The sequence below is a fragment of the Agrobacterium sp. CCNWLW155 genome, assembly GCF_036888815.1.
Classification (GTDB): domain Bacteria; phylum Pseudomonadota; class Alphaproteobacteria; order Rhizobiales; family Rhizobiaceae; genus Agrobacterium; species Agrobacterium radiobacter.
Genome location: NZ_JBAKFW010000002.1, coordinates 540,148 through 564,166, shown reverse-complemented (window position 1 = coordinate 564,166; position 24,019 = coordinate 540,148). Strand labels below are relative to the sequence as shown.

Genomic DNA, 24,019 nt, shown 5'->3' with positions numbered 1-24,019 from the left:
GCCAACTGGCCGTGATCGCCAACTGAACTCACCCAACGGACAATAGAGCGAGAAAGTTGCAAGAAAACCGGCCTCACGCAGGTTTGATCAGAACTTGAGAAATTGATAATTAACGTGTTGGCAAGCCCGCTCATCAGGCGTAGGAGGAACGGCGATATCCTTTGTCGCAGCGGAAAGCCGCAGGCAGCCTCATGAACCGCATCATTCCCCTCATCCTGGCAGTCGCTCTCTTCATGGAGCAGATGGACTCCACCGTCATCGCCACCTCGCTTCCGGCGATTGCAGCCGACCTTAATGTTGGGCCGATCACGCTGAAGCTCGCGCTGACCGCCTATATGGTGGCGCTGGCGATCTTCATTCCCATCAGCGGCTGGATGGCCGACAAATACGGTGCGAAGAAAATCTTCCGTTTCGCCATCGGCGTCTTCGTCGTGGGGTCGATCTGCTGCGCGGTGTCCTCGTCGGTGTTCGAATTCGTGCTTTCGCGTTTCCTGCAGGGCATGGGCGGTGCGATGATGACGCCCGTCGGCCGCCTCGTGCTGCTGCGCACGACCAAGCGCAGCGAACTCGTCTCCGCCATGGCGCTGCTGACGATACCGGGGCTTGTAGGGCCACTGACCGGCCCGCCCATCGGCGGCTTCATCACCACCTATTTTTCATGGCACTGGATTTTCCTCATCAACGTGCCCATCGGCGTCATCGGCATCTGGCTCTCGACGATCTTCCTGCCGGAAATCGAAACCACCAACCCACCGCCGATGGACGGCAAAGGGTTCGTGCTCTCAGGCATCGCCGCCTCCGGCGTCGTATTCGGTCTGTCGGTCGTCAGCCTTCCGGCCCTGCCGCCCGCCATCGGCATCGCCTCGACGATCATCGGTTTCATCTGCGGTTTTCTTTACATGCGCCACGCCGCACGCCACCCTGCCCCCATTCTGGATTTCCACATATTCCAGAACGCCACCTTCCGGGCGGCTTCTGTTGGCGGCACCGTTTTCCGCATTTCCACGGGCGCCATTCCCTTCCTGATGCCACTGATGCTGCAGATCGGTTTCGGGTTGAACCCGTTCCAGTCAGGCATGATCACCTTTGCAGGCGCGATCGGTGCGATCACCACGAAATTCATGGCCAAGCGGGTCTTTGCGGCGACAGGCTTCCGATCAACGCTGATTGGGGCCGGCATCGTCGGCGCCTTCACAACGCTTGCCAACAGCTTCTTCACGCCGGAAACGCCCTATCCGCTGATCATGATCTTCCTTGTCACGGCGGGGTTTGCCCGTTCCTTCTTCTTCACCGGGTCGAACGCGCTCAGCTATTCCGATATCGAGGACAGCCAGGCCAGTCAGGCGACCTCGATGGCGTCTGTACTGCAGCAGATCAGCCTGGCGCTGGGCGTGGCTTTCGCCGCCTCCATTCTGGAAGTCAGCAGCATGATGTCAGGCTCGCATCTGCAGCTTGCCGATTTCCACGTCGCCTTCACCATCGTGGCGCTGGTATCGCTGTTCGCCATCGTGCCGATCATCCGCATGGACGGCAATGCCGGGGCGGCCGTCTCCGGCCACCGCGGCAAGGTCTCGCAACCGGCGGAGTAATCAGTCTTCCGCCGCCTCGTCGGCTTCGGATGCGTCAACCGGCTCGTTCTTGCGGCCCTTGAAGTGCTTGGCAAGCAGGAACATTTCCACCGATTCCGAGCGTGAGGACGCCGGCTTGACGTGCAACACCTGCTTGAAGTTCTTCTTCAGCATGTCCAGCAACTGCTTTTCCGTGCCGCCCTGGAAGGTCTTGGCAAGGAAATGGCCGCCTTCCGCCAGCACCTGAACGGCGAAATCAGCAGCGACTTCGCACAGATGCATGGTGCGGATATGGTCGGTCTTCTGGTGCCCGGTGGTGGGCGCCGCCATATCCGACAATACCAGATCAGGCGTGCCGCCAACGGCCTCCATCAGCTTTTCGGGTGCTGTCGGATCAAGGAAGTCGAGCTGCAGGATTTTTACGCCGGGAATGGGATCGATTTCGAGAAAATCGATCGCCGCGACGCGGATATCGTCCTCGGTGGAATCCGTCACCTTCGAAGCGATCTGCGACCAGCTTCCGGGTGCGGCGCCAAGGTCGATGATGCGGGTCGCACCCTTCAATATCTGATGCTTGTCGTTGATTTCCAGCAGCTTGAAGGCGGCGCGGGCGCGATAGCCTTCAAGCTTGGCGCGCTGCACATAGGGGTCATTGATATGACGTTCAAGCCAACGGCGCGATGAGGCCTTGAGCTTGGTCTTCTTGACCTTCTGGCCGATCTTTCGGCCGGTGCGATTGGTGCTTGTCGGCGCCTTGCTCATGTCAAACCTTCCGTCCTGTCCTGCCGTGTCATCTGCATGCGCCTTATGCGGTTACGCCGCCATGCGCCGTCATCCGCCATCATATCCGTCAAGAGGCCTTCGCGCAGACCGCGATCGGCCACCCGCATACGCCGCGCCGGCCAGCGGCGGCGAATGGCCTCGAGAATGGCGCAGCCGGCCAGAACCAGATCGGCCCTGTCAGGCCCGATGCAGGCATTGGCGGCGCGGCCGGCGAAATCCCAGGCCAGAAGCTTGTCCTGCATCGCCGTCACCTCGGCGTCGGAAAGCCAGAGGCCATCCACCTTGCGGCGATCGTATCGTGGCAGATCGAGATGGACGCCGGCAAGCGTCGTCACCGTGCCCGACGTTCCGATCAGGTGAAAATCCTCGTGATGCATCTGCGGCGCCAGAGGCGGGCAATGGAAGGCATCGAGCAACCCTTCGACTTCCCGCACCATGGCGGCAAAGACATCCGGCGTCACATCGCGGCCGCCATGGCGTTCCGAAAGCGTGACGACGCCAACCGGCAGCGAGGTCCAGTGGGTGATGTGATTGGCGAGCCGGTTCGAGCGATTTTCCCCGACCTTGATAACGGCGATTTCCGAGGATCCGCCACCGATATCGAACAGCACGACGGAGCGTGCTTCACGCCCGACGAGCGAGGCGCAGCCAGACACCGCAAGGCGGGCTTCCGTCTCGCGGCTGATGATTTCAAGCTTCAGTCCCGTTTCCCGCGTGACACGCGCCAGAAACTCTTCGCCATTCGACGCAGCGCGGCAGGCCTCGGTGGCGATGAGACGCATGCGCCTGATCGGGCGGCCCGAGAGTTTCGCGGAGCAGACTTTCAGCGCCTCGACAGCACGATCCATGGCATCGTCGGACAGCCGCCCACTCGACACCAGCCCCTCACCCAGCCGGACGATACGCGAAAAGGCATCGACGACCCGGAACTGACCGGGCCGCGTCGGCTGCGCAATCAGGAGGCGGCAATTATTGGTGCCGAGATCGAGCGCGGCATACATATCCGCCGGCGGCTCCTGGCCATGCTCGTGCTGGCGGCCTGCGTGGCGGGCGGATATTTCGGATTGCCGGTGCGGTTCCTGTCCAGCCCCGTTGGCCCGGCCATTCTGCTTGCCGACATGTTTCGGCGCATGGGTAGGAACCAGCGGACGACCCTGTGGATCACGGCTACGCGGATCGCGATGCCCACGCTTGCGGTGGCGCGACTTTCGCCCGCCGCCCGGCGGCACGGAGGATGGATTGGCCGCATCTGTTGCGGCTGGAGCCTGCGTCTGCGCGCTGGAAGCTGGGGCAGCCTGTTGAGACGTACCCTTGCCGCGGGAGCGCCTGCGGCGCTTTCTCTTGCGCGGCTCGGCATCCGGCTCGAGAGCCGATACGTAGGAGGAACCGGCCGGAACATCCGCGGCAACATCATGCGACAGCACAACAGCGTCACGGGGCTGACCGTCACGCTTGTGTTTCTTGCCACGACGGGATCGCTTCGCTTTCCCTTTGTTCGCCACCGACGCCCCTTGTTCCGACGGCTTTGGGCCGTTTCCGGGGTCGATCACTGTCTTGTCCATTTCGCCGCGCACAAGCGTAGACGCTATGCTGCTGGCTTTCATAAGGTTTCGTTGGGCAGACAATACCAGCGCAAGAGATTTTAGCCAAATGGTTTTTGCCGGGCTGCGTATGGCCCAGGGTTCATGCGTTACCCACGCTGCATGGGAACGACACAGTCACGCAATGGTTTTGGGGATTTTCGGAAATCGGAAGCAGCCTGCGCGGCGTCAGGGCTTCAGCAGGGATCCGCAGGCATGAATAGCATCGACGGAAGAGAATACTCCCCTCTCCCGGTAAGTCACTGTGACATATAGACTTATCGGGAGAGGGGAATGGTACGGTTGAGTGGGGTCGAACCACCGACCTCAGGTGCCACAAACCTGCGCTCTAACCAACTGAGCTACAACCGCACATGAAACGCCGAAGCGGCGTCACGGGGGGTGACATAAAAGGTGTTTCCCCCATTTGCAAGTGCCTCTTCGAATTTTGCGAAAAAAGGCGTCGAAAGGCAAGTTCTTTTCAATGGGCCGGGCTGACATGGAGAAGCCGCAGCGGCCTGTTGATGTTAACTCTATTTGGCGATTCATCCCGCAGATGGTGGACCCGGCAGCGCTGTGAAGTTATTTAAAATTCTGTTAACGTGATGCCTCGGCGGGTTTACGTTTTGCGCTTCATGAGGAAGCCGAAAGCCCGCAAGGTCCGGTAGTGCCAGAATAGGTTTCGACATGCCCGCCGTCCAGTATCCCTTTATCGATATCGCAGTACATGAACGGGTGCGTGAAGGTTTCGGGCGTGGCGCGGCCATGGCGCTGTTCTCGCTGGACCTTAAAAATGCCCTTTGGGCCAATGGCCGGGGTGCGGCGCTGTTCGACACGCCGATTGTCTATGATTTTCTGGAACAGGGCCCGAAGCCACAGGACGTGACCTTCCGGCAATTGGCGGCCACGGCGGCGCGGCTTTCCAAAGCGGGCGACAGCCTGCCGTTTACCATTCGCATCACATCGGGTTTCCGCAGCCTTGCCGTCACCGCGCGCGCGGAAATCATCGAGGCCGAGCCCGGTCAGCCGGCCATCCTGTTTTCGGCCCTTACCGATCAGGCCGCACCCGACACGGCAGAATGCGCCCGGCGCATGATCGAAGGTTTTGACGACCCCGATATTCATATGGCGGTTCTGAACGGCGAGAACGAAATTATCGCCGCCTCGCCCGGCTTTTCGTCGCTCGGCATCACGCCGCACACGGCGCGCACGCTGGTGAAGATGGCAGCCGGCCAGTCCGGCCATCTCGTCAAGCGGCCGGTGCCGACAGGCAAGGGCTATCTGCCCGCCGCCACCGGCCAGATCGCGGCATCGCCCGAACTGAACCTGATGTTCGTGGTCGAAACCGCGCTGGGCACACTCGACCCTGTTAATGGTTTTGCGGAAGACAGGCCGCAGGAAACCCCAGCCGCCGCGGAGCCCGCCTTGCCGGTTGCGGAGACCGCGCCTGTTGTCGCAACAGCCGCCTCCTTTGATTCCGTGCTCGATGCCGTTGCGGGCATCGAGGATATGGAAGAGGTGCAGGAACTGCCGGCCGATCCCGAAGACGAAGTGGCCGCGGAGCAGGATGAGGACAGCCTCCTAACGTTGCCGGAAGACGGAGCGGAGACCCCGGCGGAGCTTTCCGCACAGGATGCCGACGCCGCTGCTGATATGGCGATGACTGACGACATCGCCGATCTTTTCGAACTTGATGAGGATGAAGCAGAGGCTCCCTTAACCGAGCGAGCAATCGCCGACGCCGACGCCCCTGCCGAAGAGGCCCGGGCCGAAGACAATGCAGCCGCGGACGATGAAATCGTCGAAACCGCGCCGTCAGAAGCTGCTCCTGCGGCGGATGAGGAGATAACGACGGAGACCGAGGAGACAGACAACGGCGCTGGCGAAGAAGCACAGCCTTTTGTCTTCAATGCTGGTGCACGCGCTTCCCGTTTCGTCTGGAAAATCGACGCCGAAGGACGCTTCAGCTCGATCTCGCATGAGTTTGCGGAAGCCGTGGGCGCGAAGGCTGCTGCCGTGGAAGGCATGGGCTTTGCCGATGTCGCGGCCCTGTTCAATCTCGATCCCGACGGCAAGATCCGCGAGCTTCTCGGCCGTCGCGACACCTGGTCGGGCAAGACGATCTATTGGCCGGTGGAAGGCACATCGCTGATGGTGCCGATCGATCTCGCCGCCCTGCCCACCTATACGCGCTCACGCGAATTCGACGGTTTCCGCGGTTTCGGTATCGTGCGGCTTGCCGATGCCACCGAAGACCCGCATGCCACGGGCCTTACCTTCCTTGATGGCGAAGAGGCCGATCCGGCAGAAGCACTACCGCAGCCGTCTATCGAGGATGAAAGCCACGAATTGCTGGCCTTTATCGATGAGGATGACGACGAAGGCGGCGATTCCGGTGAGGATGAGGCCCCGGCAACGGACCTCGATGCGGCAGACGGCGCATCGGATGCGGTCCCTGTCGAAGAACCGCACCTTGATTATACCCCGCCGGAATTCGAAGCGCCTGTCATAGCGCCGGCGCTGGAGCCAACCTATTCCGACAAGGTCGTCCATCTGGAGGAGCGCCGTTCCCGCTCCCGCGAGGGCCTGACCGCAGGCGAGCAGGCCGCCTTCCGCGAAATCGGCCGGGCCCTGGCGCCTGCGGATTCTGCTTCGGAGGAAAATTCGGACGCGGATGCGGGGATCATTTCCGCCGAACCGGCAGGACAGGATATCCAGCAGGATATCGTTGCGGATGCGCCGGAAAGCGCACCCTCAGACACGGAAACCGACGAAAAGACGACCGAACCGCCTGATGAAGACGATCTTTTTGCGGACTACGTTCGTGGCGAGCAGCCCGCGGCTATTCGCGCAGCGGCGGGTGAAAGCGGCTCTGAAGAAAAGCAGGAGACTGCAATTGACGAGCAGCCGACTGCCGATATTGCCGCCTCCATGGTCAGCCCGTCCGTTCGCCCCGCAAATGCGTTGACGGCCGAAACGCTGGACCAGATGCCGGTTGCGCTTCTGGTGCATGCCGGCGACAGGCTGATCCACGCCAATCCGGATTTCCTGCGCTTGACGGGCTATGGGTCTCTCGCCGAACTGCAAGATGTTGGCGGGCTGGAAGCGTTGCTGCAGCGGCAGGATCTGGAACAGATGCCTGACAATGAGGGCGGCATGGTCGTCGTCAGCGCCGAAAACGACATCATTCCGGTCAAGGCGCGGCTACAATCCATCCGCTGGGAAGAAACCAAGGCGCTGATGCTGTCGCTGGTGCCGCTTGAGGAAAAGCAGGCGCCGGTTGCGGCCGCCAACGAAAACATTGCGGCCGGCGACATCGAAAATGCGGAAGCAGGCAGCCTCTCCCTCCTGCAGGGCGAAGTGGAGGAACTGCACTCCATTCTGGAAACCGCCACCGATGGCGTGGTGCTTCTGGGAGACGAAGGCGAAATCCGCTCGCTCAACCGTTCCGCCAGCGCGCTGTTCAATTATGATAATGGCGAAATCGCCGGCAAACCTTTCGTCACCCTCTTTGCCCATGAGAGCCAGCGCGCCGTGCTGGACTATCTTTCCGGCCTTGCCAATAACGGTGTCGCGAGCGTGCTGAATGATGGCCGCGAAGTGATCGGCCGCGAGGCATCCGGCGGCTTCCTGCCGCTGTTCATGACCATCGGCCGGCTTAAATCCTCGCATGGCTATTGCGTTGTCATCCGTGACATCACCCAGTGGAAGCGCACGGAAGAGGAACTGCGCAACGCCAAGCGCGCGGCGGAAACCGCCAATGCCCACAAGACCGATTTCCTCGCGCGCGTCAGCCATGAAATCCGCACGCCGCTCAACGCCATCATCGGCTTTGCCGACATGATGGCGACTGAACGCTTCGGGCCTATCGGCCATTCGCGCTATGTGGAATATTCCAATGATATCGGCCGCTCCGGCCGGCATGTGCTCGATATCGTCAATGATCTCCTCGATATTTCGAAGATCGAGGCCGGGCAGATGGATGTGGATTTCATCGCCGTGCCGCTGAACGAGACGGTGGCCGAGGCGGTGTCGCTGGTGCAGCCGCAAGCCAATAACCAGCGTGTCATTATCCGCACGGCCCTTGCGCAATCTGTGCCGCAGATCGTCGCCGACCTGCGCTCGATCAAGCAGATCGTGCTGAACATCCTGTCGAACGCCATCCGTTTCACGCCATCAGGCGGCCAGATCGTCGTTTCCACAGCCTATGAAGCCAATGGCAGCGTGTCGCTGCGTATCCGCGATACCGGCATCGGCATGACGCGCGCAGAACTGGAGCAGGCCATGAAGCCGTTCCGGCAGGTGGCCTCTTCCGGCAAACGTGTGCGGGGCGACGGCACCGGACTCGGCCTGCCGCTGACCAAGGCCATGGTGGACGCCAACCGTGCGAATTTCTCCATCACCTCAACGCCGAATGAGGGCACGCTGGTGGAAATCAGCTTTCCGTCACAGCGGGTTCTTGCCAACTGAGGTCATGCGGGCGTAGCAATGCGAAAGCCGCCGGCTGAAGGATCAGCCGGTTAAGGCTTTTTGCAAGACAGCAGGCTCGCATGCCCATGACGGCTCCCCTTCCCGCGACAAAACGCGTTTCGCTATTGCCGATTGCGGCCATCATTGTCGCAGCCATTGCCGCCATGCCCATTCTGGCGATCTTCTGGCTGGCGCTGACCGGCAGCACGGAGGGGTGGCAGCATCTTCTCGCCAATGTTCTGCCGCGCGCCGGCTTTCGCACCTTCATGCTGCTGGGGATGACGGCCGCGACGACGGCATTTTTCGGCATTGCCTGCGCCTGGCTCGTCACTACATTCGAGTTTCCGCTGCGGCGGCTATTGTCGGCAGCACTTGTCCTGCCGCTTGCCATTCCGTCCTACCTGGCAGCCTATGCGTTCGGTGAGTTTCTCGACTTTACCGGCCCGGTGCAGAGCGCCCTTCGCGCGGCCTTCGGTTATCACAGCATCCGCGATTACTGGTTTCCGGATATACGCTCGCTCGGCGGTGCTGTCATCGTTCTGAGCTCGGTACTCTATCCCTATGTCTATCTCTCGGCGCGCGCCGCCTTTTCCATGCAGGGACGTTTTGCGGCTGATGCGGCCCGCACACTTGGCGCAAAGCCTCTGAACGTGTTCTTCTCCGTGCAATTGCCGATGGCGCGGCCGGCGATTGCCATCGGCCTGTCGCTGGTCTTGATGGAGACGCTGAACGATATCGGCGCGGTCGAATATCTCGGCGTCCAGACGCTGACCTTCACCATTTACGAGACCTGGCTCAATCGCGGCAATCTTGCCAATGCGACCCAGATCGCCGCCGTCATCCTCATCATCGTCGGTGCACTGATCGTCATCGAACGCAACGCCCGCGAAAAACAGCGCTTCGGCGCGCCGAAGGCGACAAGCATGGCGCAGCGCCATCGGCTGAAGGCGCTGACCGGCTGGCGGCGCTGGTGCGCCGGCCTGTTCTGCTTCGTACCCGTGGCGAGCGGATTCTTCATTCCGGTGATCGTGCTCGGCGGTTACGCAGCAAAGAGGCTCGATGCGCTGTTCTCCCCGAAGCTTCTGAAAGCGCTCGGACACAGTCTCGAAGTCTCGCTTTCCGCCGCCTTCGTGACGCTGATTGCCGCTTTTGTGTTTTCCTATGCCATCCGCACCGAGCGCTCGCGTACCTCCAAGGTCGCCGCCCGCTTCGGCTCAATGGGATATGGCGTGCCGGGAACCGTGCTCGCCATTGGCGTGCTCATTCCGCTGGCCAGCCTCGATAACGGCGTCGACGGGTTCATCCGTTCCCATTTCGGCTTTTCCAGCGGCTTGCTGCTATCAGGCACCGCCTTCGCCATCATCTATGCCCATGCCGTACGCTTCATGACCATGGCGGAAGGCACGCTCGATGCCGGTTTCCAGAAGCTCTCGCCGCATATCGACATGGCCTCGCGAACGCTTGGGCGCAACCGGGCACAGACGCTGTTCAAGGTGCTGTTGCCGAACATGCGGCCGGCCGCGCTGACTGCTTTTCTTCTGGTGCTGATCGAATCCATGAAGGAATTGCCGGCCACCATCCTGCTCCGGCCTTTCGGTTTCAACACGCTGGCAACGCTGGTCTATGAGGATGCATCCCGCTCAAAGGTGCAGGATGCTGCCGTACCGGCGATCATCATCATTATCGCCGGGCTTGTTCCTGTGCTGCTGGTCTCGAAATCGATGGATCATCCGGAAAATCGCTGAATGGCATCGGCCGTCGCGGCAAAAAGAAAGGCGGCCTTGCGACCGCCTGTATTAGTTGTGCTTTTTTTCAACGAGAGAAAGGGGGACAACCTCGCGATATGGAAATTATCAATCCCGGCCATCAGAAATTTGACAGCCCTGCGTTGGGTTTACTTTCCGCCAACTCCTATTAACAAGCGGTTAAAACCAAAATCGAGCAATTACCGACGAAAATTCCTATTCTGAGACCGTAAAGCGCCGAAACTAAATTAAAAGTTCCTGAATTAATCGCGATTTCAACAGTAACGCGAGAAAATCGAAGAGGTCCGTTTGATCAGTGTCGAGCGGCGGCGTGTTCATCCCGCATCCGCTGCAACTCCGTGCGTTTGGATGCGATGGAGGCAACGATAACGCCGATGGTCACAAGCCCGATGAGGATCGTGCAGATGGCGTTGATTTCCGGTGTCACGCCAAGGCGGACCTGCGAGTAGATCTTGATCGGCAGCGTCGTCGCACCGGGGCCGGTGGCGAAGCTGGCGATGACAAGATCATCAAGCGACAGGGTAAAGGCCAGCATCCAGCCGGCGATAACGGCGGGGAAGATCAGCGGCAGGGTGATGCGGAAGAAGGTCTTGACCGGCGGGCAACCGAGATCGAGCGCCGCCTCCTCCAGACTGCGGTCGAAGGTCAAAAGGCGCGACTGCACGACGATCGCCACGTAACACATGGTGAAGGTGGTGTGCGCAATGACCACGGTCCAGAAACCGCGATCCACCCCGACCGCCACGAAGAGCAGCAGCAGCGACAGGCCGGTAATCACCTCCGGCATGACGAGCGGCGCATAGATCATGCCGGAAAACAGTACCCGACCCGGGAAGCGGGCAAAGCGGGTGAGCGACAGCGCCGCCAGAGTGCCGAGGATGGTGCCGATGGTGGCGCTGAGGATACCGACGCGCAGCGTCACCCAGGCAGCATCCATCAGCCCCTGGTTCGACCACATGGAGCGATACCATTGCAGCGAAAAGCCGCCCCAGACGGTGACCAGCTTGGAGGCGTTGAAGGAATAAACGATCAGGATGATGATCGGGATATAAAGAAAGGCAAAACCGAGGGTGAGGACGGTGATGTCGAATTTTCCGCGCTTCATGGCCTCACCCCACCTTCTTCTGCTGGTTCTGGAAGATGGCGATGGGCACCACCAGCAACAGCAGAAGCAGCACGGCGACGGCGGATGCCAAAGGCCAGTCGCGGTTGCCGAAGAATTCCGTCCACAGCGTCTTGCCGATCATCAGCGTCTGCGCGCCGCCCAGGAGATCGGGGATAACGAACTCGCCCGTTATCGGGATGAAGCAGATCATCGACCCGGCTACGACGCCCGGCAGGGAGAGCGGAAACGTGATCTTCCAGAAGGCCTTCCATGGCGGGCAACCAAGATCGGCAGCAGCTTCGAGGAGCGTATTGTCGAGCTTTTCCAGCGCCGAATAAAGCGGCAGCACCATGAAGGGCAGATAGGAATAAACAATGCCGATGAAGATCGCCGTCTCGGTGCGGAAGATATTGACCTGCTGGTCGGGCCCCAGAAGGCCGATCGACTGGAACAGCACCGTCAGCAGGCCTTCGGGCTTCAGAATGCCGATCCAGGCGTAAACGCGGATCAGGAACGAAGTCCAGAACGGCAGGATCACCAGCATCACCAGCGTCGGGCGAATGGATGACGGTGCGCGCGCCATCGCCAGCGCCATGGGATAACCGATCAGCAGCAGCAGGAAGGTGGAGATGAAGGCGATGCGCAGCGACGACAGATAGGCGTCGATGTAGAGCGGGTCTTCCGTCAGGAACAGGTAATTTTCGAAATCCAGCTGCGAAAAGAATTCGCCGAGCTTCGAAAACCCTTCGAAGACCGGCGTATAGGGCGGCATGGAGATCGCCGTATCCGACAGCGAGATCTTGAAGATGATTAAGAAGGGTGCTGCGAAAAACAGCAGCAGCCAGAAATAGGGAACCGCGACAACCAGCCAGCGCCAGGGGCTTTGCCGGTTTTCGGGAGTGGTGATCGCCATGAAAGCCTCCCTCAGCGCGTCAGGACAAGGCCGGAATCCGGCCTCCAGTTCAGCCACACCATGTCGCCGAAAGTGATCGGGCGATCCACGAGACGCGAGACGTTCGCCTGCGCTGCACGGATGACGCGGCCATCGGCAAGCTTGACGATGAAGACCGAGAAGTCGCCGAGATAACCGATATCCCAGACCTCGCCATAGGCGGAGTTGACGCTGCTGTCGGCGGGCTGGTCTAGCGAGATGCGAACCTTTTCCGGGCGGATGGCGTAAGCGACCTCACTGCCGGTCGCGGCAGCACATTCCTGCTCCACCGCCACTTTCAGCCCTTCGCAATCCAGCGTCACCAGGCCGGGCTTGCCGATATCCGAGGCATTGTCGACGACCTTCGCGTCGAAAATATTGATGTCGCCGATGAAGTCGGCCACGTAACGGCTGTTCGGTGCCTCGTAAATCTCGGCCGGTGTCGCCACCTGCACGACGTTGCCTTTGTCCATGACAGCGATCCGGTCCGAAACCGTCATCGCCTCTTCCTGGTCATGGGTGACGATGAGGAAGGTGAGGCCGAGATTGGTCTGGATATCCATCAGCTCGAACTGCGTTTCTTCGCGCAGCTTCTTGTCGAGCGCGCCGAGAGGCTCATCGAGAAGAAGCACCTTCGGCCGCTTGGCAAGCGAACGCGCGAGCGCCACACGCTGCCGCTGGCCGCCGGAAAGCTGGCTGGGCTTGCGCTTGGCGAATTCCGTGAGCTTGACGAGGCGCAGCATTTCCTCGACGCGGGCGGCGACGTCCGCCTTGGGCAGACCATCCTGCTCCAGACCGAAAGCGACGTTCTTTTCCACCGACATATGCGGGAAAAGCGCATAGGACTGGAACATCATGTTGGTGGGGCGCTTATAGGGCGGAACGCCGGAAATATCCTTTCCCTGCAGCAGGATGCGGCCCTCAGTCGGTTCCTCGAAACCGGCGAGCATGCGCATCAGCGTGGTCTTGCCGCAGCCGGAGGGACCAAGCAGCGAGAAGAACTCGCGCTCGTAAATATCGAGCGTCAGATTATTGACGGCGACAAAATCGCCAAAACGTTTGGTGACGTTTTCAAAGCGGATGAAGGGCACCGCATCGGGACTGTCCCAAGGGCTAAATTTGCGTTTGACCGGCCCCAGAGTTTTCGCCATTCACCCACCCTCAAATCCCGTTGGTCTTTCGAACGATGCTTCGGGGCGGGCGACACCGGCAGGTCGCGGGACCTGCCGGCAAAGGATTTGAGAAACAGGCCCGCCGGCCGTTCCTCAACCAGCGAGCGGAGGTCTTAGCTGCCGGTCTTAATCTGCGTCCAGACGCGGTTCAGCACACGCTGTTCCTTCGGTCCGTAGGGCGAGATGGTGAAGAGCTTCTTCATCGTCTCCGCATTGGGATAGACCGCCGGGTTCTTGGCGACGGACTCATCCATCAGCGCCTGCGAAGCGAGGTTGCCATTGGCATACTGAACGTAGTTGGACGCCTTGGCGATGACTTCCGGCCGCATCAGATAGTTGATGAAGGTGTGTGCTTCCTCGACATTCTTGGCATCCGCGGGGATGGCAAGGTTGTCGAACCACATATAGGTGCCTTCCTTCGGGATGATGTAGTTCACCTCGACGCCGTTCTTGGCTTCCTCAGCACGGCTCTTCGCCTGCAGGATATCGCCCGACCAGCCGATGGTGATGCAGCTGTCACCATTCGCGAGTTCGTCGATATAGGCGGAGGAGTTGAAGGTCTTCACAAAAGGACGGATCTTCGAATAGACCTCGCCGCCGGCTTCCAGGTCGGCCGTTTCCTTGCTGTCGGGATTCTTGCCGAGATAATTCATGGCGATGGCGAAGGTTTCGTCCGACGCATCGAGAATATTGATACCGCAGGATTTCAGCTTTTCGGCATTTTCCGGCTTGAAGAGAATATCCCAGCTATCGACGGGAACATCGCCAAGCGCAGCCTTCACCTTGGCGACGTTATAACCGATGCCGGTGGTGCCCCACATGTAGTTCACGGCATATTCGTTGCCGGGGTCGTATTTCGCCAGACGCTCGGAGACCTCGGGCCACAGGTTCTTCAGATTCGGCAACTTGGACTTGTCGAGTTTCTGGAACACGCCGGCATTGATCTGGCGGGCAAGGAAGGGGCCGGTCGGCACCACGACATCATAACCGGAGCTGCCGGCCAGAAGCTTGGTTTCCACAAGTTCGTTGCTGTCGAACACGTCATAGACGACCTTGATACCGGTTTCCTTGGTGAAATCGGTAAGGATCGATTCGTCGATATAATCCGACCAGTTATAGACATGGACGACCTTCTCCTGGGCCATTGCCGAGCCTGCTGCAACGAGCGCGGTGGTGAGAGCCAAGGTCAGACGGAGAGAACGGTTTTTCATGATGTCTCCTGTTAACGCATCCTCACGGTGGAAGCGTGATCCCCTTTTTTTGGAGAGACTAGAAAGGAAAACAAAAGGGAGCAAGCGGGAAATGTGCAGCACAGCATTTTCAACCAAATGTGTTCCGGCCGCAAAAAAGCGGATGGAAACACCTACTGGAAGTCGAAAACACTAAGGCCGGTCACCATTTCATCCAGCCCCAGCGGCCGTGTCAGTGGCGCTTCGGCGCGCGACAGACAGCCCTGTCTTTCGCACAGCCGGCACGAGGGGCCGACGGCAACAGGCGACGCACCCGAGGCGGCTGGGCCATAGACCGTCTCTCCCGCCTGAGCGAGATCGCAACCGACAAGCACGGCCGTTCGCCGCACCCTCTCGCCGAAACCCGCCTGCGGGCCTTCCAGTGTGCGCGAAACCGTGAGGAAGGCATCACCGTCAGGCATCTCCACCGCCTCCACCAGCACCTGCCCCGGCTGGGCGAAGGCGGCATGGATATTAAGCCGCGGACAGAGGCCGCCGAACCGCGCCCTCGGAAAACCACCGGCCCCTGCGAGGCGGAACCGGTTGCCGGCATTGTCGATCTCCATCAGGAAAAACGGTATTGCCGCAGCCGTTGGCCGTTGCAGGCTGACGAGGCGATTGGCGGCCTGCTCGAACGACACGTTGAAGCGCGACCGCAAAACATCAAGATCGTATTTCGCGCGCTGGGCGGCAGCAAGGAATGCGCCATAAGGCATCATCAGGGCATGGGCGGCATAACGCGCCAGCTCGAAGCGGGCGATGCGCTTTGCCTCCTCCCCTTTCAAACCAAGCCCGTCAAGCTCCGCGCCTATCTCTTCGCGAAGGGCCAGAAGACAGGTCTCCATGGCCATTTCCCTCAGCTGATCCGGCTGCGACAGGCGCTCGGATAAAAACAGCCGCATCGAATGGCGGTCGTAACGCCGTCTCAGATTGGGCATGGCATGAACCGGCAAGGTTCTGACCACGATACCGTGGTTTTTCTGCAGCCATGCCCTCAGCCCGGAGGCGAGATCATCGCCCGCCGCCAATTGTTTATGGAGCTCTTCCGCCGCCGCATCGATGGCGTGGAAATAGGCCGACCGGTTTTCAAAGACATGCCGCACCTCGTCGATCGGCAGGCGGGTGGAGGAGAGCGCCGTTTCGTGCCCTTCCCGCGCCAGAAGATCGGAAAGGTCGGAAAGGCGCTGCGCCTGTTCCCGGTAGGCCCGGTAAAGCTTGAGGACACCGCTTGCCGCATTGGGCGCCGCATCTGCGACCTCGATCAGCTCCTGCGGCGACGGCACCTCACCCACCAGCAGCGGATCGGCGAAGACTTCACGCAATTGTCCGGCGGAACCGGCGCTCTCGCCCTGCAGATCATCAAGATCGACCTTATAGACAGAGGCGAGCTTCAAAAGCAGCTGCACGGTCAGCGGTCGCTGGTTGCGCTCGATGAGATTGAGATAGGACGGCGAAATCGCCAGCGCCTCGGCCATGGCCGTCTGCGTCAGCCCCAGACCATTGCGAATGCGGCGCACGCGCGGGCCTGCAAAAATCTTGTTTTCCGACACCGTCTTGCCTCTCCATCCCGACGACTCATACAAGCCTGTTACAAACTCTCGGGGTGAATAGCTTTTACAAAATTTACAATTTTACAGCTCCACCCTGTCATGCATCCTACAGGATAACCTCTTTCAAGTCACTGTTTTTATGTTTGTTCTGGCGCTCAAATCTCCAAAAATGTAAATGTAGTCACATCGAACGGCGCTTCACAAAGTTGAAGGCAGCGCGTTTCCGAAACGGCATTTGTCAAGGGAGAGAGAAGTATGACGGATTTTTACAAACTTGTTCCGGGTGCACCGCAGGGACGCTTCGACGGCATCGAGCGCACTTACACCGCCGCGGATGTGGAGCGGCTGCGCGGCTCCGTCGAAATCCGCCATTCGCTGGCCGAAATGGGCGCGAACCGGCTGTGGAAGCTGATCAACGAGGAAAATTTCGTCAATGCGCTCGGCGCGCTTTCCGGCAACCAGGCCATGCAGATGGTTCGCGCCGGGCTGAAGGCGATCTATCTCTCGGGCTGGCAGGTTGCGGCGGATGCCAATACGGCGTCGGCCATGTATCCGGACCAGTCGCTTTATCCCGCCAATGCGGCGCCGGAGCTTGCAAAGCGCATCAACCGCACCCTGCAGCGCGCCGACCAGATCGAGACGGCGGAGGGCAAGGGCCTTTCGGTCGATACCTGGTTCGCGCCGATCGTTGCCGATGCGGAGGCCGGTTTCGGCGGGCCGCTCAACGCTTTCGAAATCATGAAGGCCTTCATCGAGGCGGGTGCGGCGGGTGTTCACTATGAAGACCAGCTGGCATCGGAAAAGAAGTGCGGCCATCTCGGCGGCAAGGTCCTGATCCCGACGGCGGCGCATATCCGCAACCTCACGGCGGCGCGGCTTGCGGCTGACGTCATGGGTGTGCCAACGCTGGTCATCGCCCGCACGGATGCGGAGGCCGCCAAGCTTCTGACCTCCGATATCGATGAGCGCGACCGTCCCTTCGTGGATTACGATGCCGGCCGCACCGTCGAGGGCTTTTATCAGGTCAAGAACGGTCTTGAGCCCTGTGTTGCCCGCGCGGTGGCCTATGCACCCTATTGCGACCTGATCTGGTGCGAGACATCAAAGCCGGATCTCGAGCAGGCGCGCAGGTTTGCGGAAGGCGTGCACAAGGTGCATCCCGGCAAGAAGCTCGCCTACAATTGCTCGCCGTCGTTCAACTGGAAAAAGAACCTCGACGACGCGACGATTGCCAAGTTCCAGCGGGAACTGGGCGCAATGGGCTACAAGTTCCAGTTCATTACGCTCGCCGGTTTCCACCAGCTGAATTTCGGCATGTTCGAACTGGCGCGCGGTTACAAGGACCGGCAGATGGCGGCTTATTCCGAGCTTCAGGAAGCGGAATTCGCAGCAGAGGCCAATGGTTACACCGCCACCAAACACCAGCGCGAGGTCGGCACCGGCTATTTCGACGCCGTGTCGCTCGCAATCTCCGGCGGCACGTCTTCGACGACAGCCATGAAGGAATCCACCGAGCACGACCAGTTCCGCCCCGCGGCCGAATAAACCTCAAAAAACGCCCTTCCCGGTGACGGGAAGGGCTTGCAAACCGGATCAAGAACCCCAACCAATAAAGAGAGGAGAAATGCCATGAATGCCCACAACCCCATCAAGACCCACGTCAAGGAACGCGCCGAGGAGCAGTCCTCTGCCATGACGCAGGATCAGCAGGCCGCCATCCGCATGCTGGCCAATGATCTGCACCGCCTCAACCAGGCCGTCATGAAAGCCGTCGAGGCCGGTGTTTCCGTCGAGCTGGTCCGCTCGGCCCGCCACCATGGCGGCGGCGGCAACTGGGGAGATCTTCTGATTCCCGTCATTGTCGCGCAGGGGCGTGACGCCGCCTGAAGCGACAGCCTTTCTTTTATGCCGGGCGGCTCTTGCGCCCGGCATAAAGATCGGAATGCCCCTTGATCAGACGGGTCATCCGATCCGCCACCGTCCTGATATCGCGGCGGTGGCGATCGTCATTGTTCATGACGATCCATTGATTGTGGCGAAGGGTTTCCATCTCGTCACCTTCCCGGGCAAGCCGCGCATCCGCATCGCCCACGAAGCATGGAAGCACGGCGACGCCTGCCCCAGCCAGCACAAGATCGAGAAGCGCCGTCGGCCGGTTCACCGTTACCGCGATATCATTGCGGCGGTTCTCATGCGGCCAGCGCAGATAGGTTGAAATGGCGTTTTCCTCCGCCACCGCCAGCCAGCGGTCGGCGACGGCAGTGGCGGCGTTGCGCAGCCTGTAGGGCGCATAAGCCACCTCTCCTGTCTTGATGGCGGCGAGGTTCTTTTCCTGCGGCTCGAAAGCGCGAATGCCGATGTCATTCTCGCGATGCGCCAGAGACGCCCTCTGTTCGGCAATGAAAAGATCGATGCGGAAATCGTCACGGTCGGTGCAGATGGCGGAGAAGTTGCCGGTCAGCAGCCAGGCGTTCCAGGTGCCGACGGCGATGCGCACCACGGATGAGGCGGACGACGCCTTCTGCCATCCCTCGATATCCCTGGCTGCATTCTCCATTGCCATTAGCCGGTCGAACAGCGCACGGCCATCCGCCGTCAGGGCGTATCCCGTCTGGCTACGCAGAAACAGAGCCTTGCCGATACGCTCCTCCAGTTCGATCATGCGCCGTCCGATGGTCGCGGGGCTCAAACCCGTTATCGCCGCGGCCCCGGTCAGGCCGCCGCTGCGTGACACATCGAGGAAAAGCTGGTAGGAATCCCAGGTGACGTTTTTCATGGATGAAAAACGTAGCGCATTTTCTTGCGCAGATAAATCAAAAAACGGCGCGCATCATGGCTCCTTCGCATTAGAAGGAGAGCGACATGCATGCGATTTTTGCAGCACGGGCCATCATCGAAAACCAGCAGCCGCGCACGCGGCGCGAAGCCATTCTGCAGGAAGAGAAATTTTATGCCGATATGGCCGAGGCATCTCGGCCGTGGCGGTTTTTCCGCACAGTCATCGGCTTGACGAGGACGACGAGCCGCCGATCAATAAAAGAGGGCGATCAGGGCTGCCATAGCACCGGCTGCGATAAGACTCAGGCGAAAGGCCAGCTGCCGGTTCCCGCTTTCGGCGCGGGCGATGGCAATGGCGCGAGGGCGGCGATGTGCTGTTCTGTTCATGCGCGGGTTCCTGACGAAAAACTCAACCGACCCATGCCCTGTTAAGAGCCTCCAGCATGACTTCATGTGCAGCGGGATCATAGGGCGATCCGGCTTTGCTGGCATCTGGTCAGGATGACTCCACGCCCGTTAACAAGGTCTTAACGGGTAAGGTCTCAGGCGAATTCGCCTGCCGCCTGACCGGAAGCCCAGGCCCACTGGAAATTATAACCGCCGAGCCAGCCGGTCACATCAACACATTCGCCAATGAAATAAAGCCCGGCCACGGATTTCGCCGCCATGCTGCGGGAATCGAGGCCGGTCGTATCCACCCCGCCGAGTGTGACTTCCGCCGTGCGATAACCTTCGGAACCGGCGGGCTTGATCTGCCAGTCCTGCACCTCGCCCGCAAGCTTCGCCAGCACCTTGTCCGACATATCGGCCAGATGGCCGGTGAGGCCGGATTGTTCGACGACATGCTGGGCAAGACGCTTCGGCAGGATTTCCGACAAAGCGGTCTGGGGTGACTGCCGACCGTTCTTCTGTTTCGCCTGCTTCAGAAGCGCGGCTATATCGCGATGCGGCTCAAGCTTCAGGCTGACCACATCACCCTCGCGCCAGTAGGATGAGATTTGCAGGATCGAGGGCCCGCTCAAACCGCGATGGGTGAAGAGCAGCGCTTCCTCAAACGAGGTCTTGCCATGGGAAACCTCAGCCGGAACCGCGACGCCGGCAAGCGGGCTCAGCTTTTCCAGCAAAGCGGGATCGAGCGTCAGCGGCACGAGACCGGGGCGCGTCTCGATGAGCTTGAGGCCGAATTGCTCGGCGATCTGGTAGGCGAAACCGGTCGCGCCCATTTTCGGGATCGACTTACCGCCCGTCGCCACAACGACGCTTTCCGCCTCGATGACGCCGCCTGATGTCGTGACGCGAAACCGCCCACCGTCATGGGTGACGGCCGAGACTGACGTTTCGAGCCGCAGCTTCGCATTGACCGCCTGCATTTCGCCAAGCAGCATGCGGATGATATCCTTGGCGCTGTCGTCACAGAAAAGCTGGCCGAGCGTCTTTTCATGCCAGGCGATGCGGTGTTTTTCGACAAGGGCAATGAAATCGCGCGGCGTATAACGGGCGAGAGCGGATTTGGCGAAATGCGGGTTGGCGGAGAGATAATTCTTCGGCCCGGCATGGATATTGGTGAAGTTGCAGCGGCCGCCGCCGGAGATGCGGATCTTTTCGCCCGGCGCCTTCGCATGGTCGAGAATTATGACGGAGCGGCCGCGCTGGCCGGCGCGGATGGCGCACATCATGCCGGCGGCGCCCGCCCCCAAAATCAGCACGTCACATTTCTCTGTCATCATTCCATCCGATCCGTTTCCTTTCCTCTTTTCGAAGTGCCGCCGCTTGTCAATGGCGCTTTCCCCCTCGCCAATTGCCAAACTACGGTTATGATGGCTCCACCAGAAACACAGACCCGGTGATACATGCCCCCGAAGAAAACCATGCTCCGCCCGAAGAAACAGGCAACCATGGCAAAGACACCTCCCCTCGACCTCTCCTCCACCCGTGGCGTTTCCTCCTGGCGCGAAGCCGCGCAATGGCTGAGGGCGCGCGGTATCGAGGACATAGAATGCATCACCCCCGATCTTGCCGGCGTTGCGCGCGGCAAGATGATGCCGACGGCAAAGTTCACGGGCGACACCTCGCTTGCCCTGCCCTCCGCGCTCTACCGCCATACGATATCAGGCGAATATCCTGATGAGACCGCTAATTTCCGTTACGAGCCGCGCGACAGTGACCTGAAGCTGGTGCCTGATCTTTCCACGCTCTCCGTCGTGCCGTGGGAGAGCGACCCGACCGCGCAGGTGATCTGCGACGTCGTGGATGCGGAAGGCAATTTCGTCCCCTACACGCCGCGCAACGTGCTGAAGAACGTGCTGTCGCTTTATACGGAAAAGGGCTGGAAGCCGGTCGTCGCGCCGGAAATCGAATTCTACCTCGTCGCCATGAATGACGACCCGGATTATCCGCTGCATCCGCCGAAGGGCCGGTCCGGCCGCTCCATTGTCGGCGGGCAGAGCTATTCCATCGCCGGCATCAACGAGTTCGACGAGCTGATCGACGATATCTATCACTTCTCGGAAAAGCAGGGCCTCGAGATCGATACGCTGATCCACGAGGAAGGCCCGGCGCAGCTGGAGATCAACCTGCGCCACGGCGACCCCATCGAGCTTGCCGATCAGGTTTTCCTGTTCAAGCGCACCATCCGCGAGGCGGCGCTGAAGCACGGCATCTACGCTACCTTCATGGCCAAGCCGATGCAGGGCCAGCCGGGTTCGGCCATGCATATTCACCAGTCGGTGGTGGAAATCGACAGCGGCCGCAATATTTTCTCGAACAAGGATGGCGGCCCTTCCAAGGAGTTCTTTTCCTTCGTCGGCGGCATGCAGCGTTACGTTCCGAACGCGCTTGTCATGCTCGCGCCCTATGTGAATTCCTATCGCCGCCTGACGCCTGATATGGCCTGCCCGGTCAACAATGCCTGGGGTTACGACAACCGCACGACCGCCTTCCGCGTGCCGATTTCCGGCCCGCAGGCGCGGCGCGTCGAAAACCGCCTGCCGAGTTCGGACGCCAATCCCTACCTCGCGCTTGCCGCCTCGCTCGGCTGCGGCTGGCTCGGCATCGTCAACAATATCGAACCGACCGAACCGACCGCCGAGACGGCCAATGAAGGTTCCATCGACCTGCCGCGCGGGCTTCTGGAGGCCGTGGCGCTGCTGGAAGGCGAAGAACAGTTCGAGCGGGTGTTTGGCCATGAATTCGTGGGCCTTTATGCGGGCCTGAAACGCGGGGAGTTCGAGACCTTCATGCAGGTCATCAGCCCCTGGGAGCGCGAGTTCCTGCTTCTCAACGTGTGAGGAACCACGAGCATGACATGGCAAAGCCCGATTGCGCCGGGAATTTCCTGGTATCAGGCAACCGTCGGCGAGCGGCCGGACTATCCTGCCCTCGATGGATCGAAGCAAGTTGATGTCGCGATCATCGGCGGCGGTTATACCGGCCTTCAGGCCGCCTGTAACCTCGCCGAAAACGGCGTCTCCGTCGCCCTCATCGAGGCGCATCGTTTTGGCGATGGCGCTTCCGGCCGCAACGGCGGCCAGTTCGGCACCGGCCAGCGCTCCTTTCCGGACGAAATGGAGGCCGAGATCGGCTTCGAGCAATCGAAGCTGCTGTTCGACATTGCCGAGGACGCCAAGAATTACGTGCGCGATTTCGCAAGCAGCCGCGGCATCGACATGGAATATCTGCCGGGGCAGCTCTATGTGGCGCACAAGGCGGCTTACGAGGATGATTATCGCAGAAGCGTGGATGCGATGAACAATCGCTACGGCTATCCGCATATTTCCTATATGGAGCGTGGTGAAGCGCGCAAACGCGTCGGCTCCACCCATTATTTCGGCGGCACGCGCGACACCGGCACCGGCCACATTCACCCGCTGAAGCTGCTGGTCGGGCTGGCGAAGGCGGCGCAAGCGGCAGGTGCCGCCATTTATGAGATGACCCCCGCCAAGTCCATCCGGCAGGCGGGCGGCAAGACCATCATCGATACACCCTTCGGCACGATCACCGCGCCGCGGGTACTGATCGCCACCAATGCCTATATTGGCAATCTGGAACCGGTAACGGCCGCCCACATCATGCCGATCCGCTCCTTCATCGGCGCCACCGCACCGCTCGACGCCTATCCTGATATCATCCCCGGCAAGGAAGCGGTCGCCGATTCCCGCTTCGTGGTGCGTTATTTCCGCAAGACGGCTGACAACCGGCTGCTGTTCGGCGGGCGCGAGGCCTATACGGCCGATGCGCCACGCGATATTTCCAGCCATATCCGCCGGCAGATCGCCGAGATTTATCCCGAGCTGAAGGCTGTCGAAATCACCCATTCCTGGGGCGGCTCCGTCGGCATTACCCTGCCGCGCAAGGTCTTCGTGCGCGACGTCATGCCCGGCGTCACTTCCATCGGCGGTTATTCTGGCCATGGGGTGATGCTGTCGAATTATTGCGGCAAGCTCTATGCCGATCTGGTTCTCGGCAAAAAGGACATGCTGGCGCCCTTCGCACGGCTGAAGGTGCCGTCTTTCCCCGGCGGGGCATCGCTGCGTGCGCCGCTGCTTTTCCTGGCGCTCTCCTGGTACGCGCTGCGAGACAGGTTTTAATCCTTCAGGATGCATAGGGGGTTTCGATGGAAAAACCGGATGACAGGCTTGTTACGATCGCGACGGGCTATGGTCTCGTTGATACGGCGGTGACATCCTCGTTTCTGCAGGCCTATGGAATTCCGACGATCGCCATTCCCTCCCAATGCGCCTCGATATTCTGGCACTACACCGTGGCTTTTGGTGGCATAGAGATTCGCGTTGCCGCACGGCAGCTCGAAGAAGCGCAGATGCTGCTGGACAGCATCGAGCAAAGCAGTGAAACCACGGATGCCAGAAAGAGCCTTCAACTCTGGCGAGGGATTGCCGCTATCCTTGTGTTTTTCTTCTTTTCGGTTCCACCGCCTGCCAAAGGTATCTTTAGAAACAGTGCTCTGCCCGCGCATGGCAGAATGACCGAGATCATCGCATGAGTGTTTCAAACCTCGGCAAAAGCAAAATTCATAATTTCACATAACTGAGTCTGGCATTTTTAAATCGATTAGATTATTGATGCCCCCA

The 24,019-nt window shown here is 60.3% G+C and carries 18 protein-coding genes and 1 tRNA gene; 9 read left to right on the top strand and 10 right to left on the bottom strand.

Annotated elements, in window-relative coordinates:
• The first annotated feature begins 191 nt into the window (after window positions 1–191).
• A complete protein-coding gene (locus V6S97_RS11290; RefSeq protein ID WP_003503280.1) occupies window positions 192–1,589 on the top strand; it encodes an MDR family MFS transporter in 1,398 nt (465 codons plus the stop codon).
• Here V6S97_RS11290 and V6S97_RS11285 read toward each other — a convergent pair whose 3' ends face one another.
• The 3 genes from V6S97_RS11285 to V6S97_RS11275 all read right to left on the bottom strand — a co-directional run bounded on the left by V6S97_RS11285 (window position 1,590) and on the right by V6S97_RS11275 (window position 4,303).
• Entirely contained in the window at window positions 1,590–2,330 is a 741-nt protein-coding gene (locus V6S97_RS11285; protein WP_003503282.1) for an RlmE family RNA methyltransferase, read from the bottom strand.
• Complete coding sequence (locus V6S97_RS11280; RefSeq protein ID WP_003503289.1) at window positions 2,327–3,955, bottom strand: Ppx/GppA phosphatase family protein; 1,629 nt, start codon at window positions 3,953–3,955, stop codon at window positions 2,327–2,329. Before V6S97_RS11280 ends, V6S97_RS11285 begins: the two co-directional genes overlap by 4 nt.
• Before the next feature lie 271 nt (window positions 3,956–4,226).
• Window positions 4,227–4,303 (bottom strand) — tRNA-His (locus V6S97_RS11275).
• A gap of 315 nt (window positions 4,304–4,618) precedes the next feature.
• On the opposite strand from V6S97_RS11275, the gene V6S97_RS11270 reads away from it, so the two are divergent.
• Window positions 4,619–8,401: an ATP-binding protein gene (locus V6S97_RS11270; protein ID WP_334426807.1), complete on the top strand. Its 3,783-nt coding sequence runs from the start codon at window positions 4,619–4,621 to the stop codon at window positions 8,399–8,401.
• A gap of 80 nt (window positions 8,402–8,481) precedes the next feature.
• On the top strand, window positions 8,482–10,146 hold the full coding sequence (locus V6S97_RS11265) for an ABC transporter permease (RefSeq protein ID WP_162692777.1): 1,665 nt from the start codon (window positions 8,482–8,484) through the stop codon (window positions 10,144–10,146).
• 313 nt (window positions 10,147–10,459) lie between these two features.
• Here V6S97_RS11265 and V6S97_RS11260 read toward each other — a convergent pair whose 3' ends face one another.
• The 5 genes from V6S97_RS11260 to V6S97_RS11240 all read right to left on the bottom strand — a co-directional run bounded on the left by V6S97_RS11260 (window position 10,460) and on the right by V6S97_RS11240 (window position 16,154).
• Complete coding sequence (locus V6S97_RS11260) at window positions 10,460–11,272, bottom strand: ABC transporter permease (protein WP_020010469.1); 813 nt, start codon at window positions 11,270–11,272, stop codon at window positions 10,460–10,462.
• Between the two features lie 4 nt (window positions 11,273–11,276).
• Window positions 11,277–12,185, bottom strand: a complete 909-nt coding sequence (locus V6S97_RS11255) for an ABC transporter permease subunit (RefSeq protein WP_003503296.1) — start codon at window positions 12,183–12,185, stop codon at window positions 11,277–11,279.
• Window positions 12,186–12,196: 11 nt separating this feature from the next.
• Window positions 12,197–13,354: an ABC transporter ATP-binding protein gene (locus V6S97_RS11250; protein WP_112978366.1), complete on the bottom strand. Its 1,158-nt coding sequence runs from the start codon at window positions 13,352–13,354 to the stop codon at window positions 12,197–12,199.
• Between the two features lie 134 nt (window positions 13,355–13,488).
• Window positions 13,489–14,586: a polyamine ABC transporter substrate-binding protein gene (locus tag V6S97_RS11245; RefSeq protein ID WP_003503300.1), complete on the bottom strand. Its 1,098-nt coding sequence runs from the start codon at window positions 14,584–14,586 to the stop codon at window positions 13,489–13,491.
• A 152-nt stretch (window positions 14,587–14,738) separates the two neighbouring features.
• Window positions 14,739–16,154, bottom strand: a complete 1,416-nt coding sequence (locus tag V6S97_RS11240) for a helix-turn-helix domain-containing protein (RefSeq protein ID WP_003503301.1) — start codon at window positions 16,152–16,154, stop codon at window positions 14,739–14,741.
• A 255-nt stretch (window positions 16,155–16,409) separates the two neighbouring features.
• On the opposite strand from V6S97_RS11240, the gene aceA reads away from it, so the two are divergent.
• Together aceA and V6S97_RS11230 are read left to right on the top strand one after the other, a co-directional pair.
• Entirely contained in the window at window positions 16,410–17,699 is a 1,290-nt protein-coding gene (gene aceA / locus V6S97_RS11235) for an isocitrate lyase (protein ID WP_112293054.1), read from the top strand.
• A gap of 84 nt (window positions 17,700–17,783) precedes the next feature.
• Complete coding sequence (locus tag V6S97_RS11230) at window positions 17,784–18,041, top strand: SMc00767 family acetate metabolism repressor (protein WP_004432604.1); 258 nt, start codon at window positions 17,784–17,786, stop codon at window positions 18,039–18,041.
• A 16-nt stretch (window positions 18,042–18,057) separates the two neighbouring features.
• On the opposite strand, the gene V6S97_RS11225 is transcribed toward V6S97_RS11230, so the two are convergent.
• A complete protein-coding gene (locus V6S97_RS11225; RefSeq protein WP_020812629.1) occupies window positions 18,058–18,930 on the bottom strand; it encodes a LysR family transcriptional regulator in 873 nt (290 codons plus the stop codon).
• 86 nt (window positions 18,931–19,016) lie between these two features.
• On the opposite strand from V6S97_RS11225, the gene V6S97_RS11220 reads away from it, so the two are divergent.
• Window positions 19,017–19,364, top strand: coding sequence for a hypothetical protein (locus V6S97_RS11220; RefSeq protein ID WP_080865826.1), 348 nt, complete (start codon window positions 19,017–19,019; stop codon window positions 19,362–19,364).
• 110 nt (window positions 19,365–19,474) lie between these two features.
• Here V6S97_RS11220 and V6S97_RS11215 read toward each other — a convergent pair whose 3' ends face one another.
• Window positions 19,475–20,659: an NAD(P)/FAD-dependent oxidoreductase gene (locus V6S97_RS11215; protein WP_060726033.1), complete on the bottom strand. Its 1,185-nt coding sequence runs from the start codon at window positions 20,657–20,659 to the stop codon at window positions 19,475–19,477.
• 123 nt (window positions 20,660–20,782) lie between these two features.
• Here V6S97_RS11215 and V6S97_RS11210 point away from each other — a divergent pair, with 123 nt between their 5' ends.
• The 3 genes from V6S97_RS11210 to V6S97_RS11200 are packed head-to-tail and all read left to right on the top strand — an operon-like array spanning window position 20,783 to window position 23,931.
• Window positions 20,783–22,219, top strand: coding sequence for a glutamine synthetase family protein (locus V6S97_RS11210; protein WP_020010462.1), 1,437 nt, complete (start codon window positions 20,783–20,785; stop codon window positions 22,217–22,219).
• A 12-nt stretch (window positions 22,220–22,231) separates the two neighbouring features.
• Complete coding sequence (locus V6S97_RS11205) at window positions 22,232–23,518, top strand: NAD(P)/FAD-dependent oxidoreductase (protein WP_087743364.1); 1,287 nt, start codon at window positions 22,232–22,234, stop codon at window positions 23,516–23,518.
• 26 nt (window positions 23,519–23,544) lie between these two features.
• Window positions 23,545–23,931 (top strand): hypothetical protein, encoded by a 387-nt coding sequence (locus V6S97_RS11200; RefSeq protein ID WP_003503320.1) that lies wholly within the window; start codon window positions 23,545–23,547, stop codon window positions 23,929–23,931.
• Window positions 23,932–24,019: the final 88 nt, after the last annotated feature.